At 68.3% G+C, this 870-nt stretch carries 1 protein-coding gene; it reads right to left on the bottom strand.

Translation table 11 applies throughout. The annotated features are described in order from the left end of the window. Positions 1-870: condensation domain-containing protein (locus tag ACXJMZ_RS37305; protein WP_457034431.1), on the bottom strand; the 870-nt coding region annotated here is incomplete at both ends.

Here is an 870-nt window from a genome sequence, read left to right as displayed (position 1 = left end):
GAAGAGGGGTTGGCGGGCGGCGGAGCGTTCGGGGTTGAGGGCGTCGACGAGTCGTTCGAAGGGGAGGTCCTGGTGGGCGTAGGCGGCGAGGTCTGCGGAGCGTACGCGGGTGAGGAGTTGGCGGAAGGTGGGGTCGCCGGTGAGGTCGGTTCGGAGGACGAGGGTGTTGACGAAGAAGCCGACGAGGTCGTCGAGGGCGGGGTCGGTGCGGCCGGCGATGGGGCTGCCGAGTGGGATGTCGGTGCCGGCGCCGAGTCGGGAGAGCAGGGCGGCGACGCCTGCTTGGAGGACCATGAAGAGGGTGGTGCCGCTCTGGGTGGCGAGGGTGGTCAGTCGGGTGTGCAGGTTGGTGTCCCAGACSACGTCGAGGGCGTCGCCGTCGTAGGTTGCGACGGTGGGTCGGGGTCGGTCGGTGGGGAGGGTGAGTTCGAGTGGGATGTCTGCGAGTTGTTCGGTCCAGTAGGTGAGTTGGCGGGCGGTCAGGGAGGTGGGGTCGGTTTCGGTGCCGAGCAGGTCCTGCTGCCATTGGGCGTAGTCCGGGTACTGGACCGGTAGTGGTTGCCAGGTGGGGGTGGTGCCGGTGGAGCGGGCGGTGTAGGCGGTGGAGAGGTCGTGCAGCAGTGGTCGCAGGGACCAGCCGTCGCCGGCGATGTGGTGGACCAGYAGGAGCAGGACCSAKTCGTCSGGTCCGGCCTCGAACAGGGTGGCTCGTACGGGTAGTTCGGTGGAGAGGTCGAAGGGCCAGCGGGCGGCTTCGATCAGACGGTCCGTCAGGTCGTCGGTGGCCTGGGTGAGTTCCCAGGGGATGGTGAGTTCGTGGGTGTCGACGACGTGTTGGAAGGGTTCGCCTTCGCGTTCGCCGAAGCCGAA

Source organism: Kitasatospora sp. P5_F3 (assembly GCF_054049135.1).
Note: the sequence above shows the minus strand (reverse complement) of the source record. Positions and strands in the feature narration are given on the sequence as shown.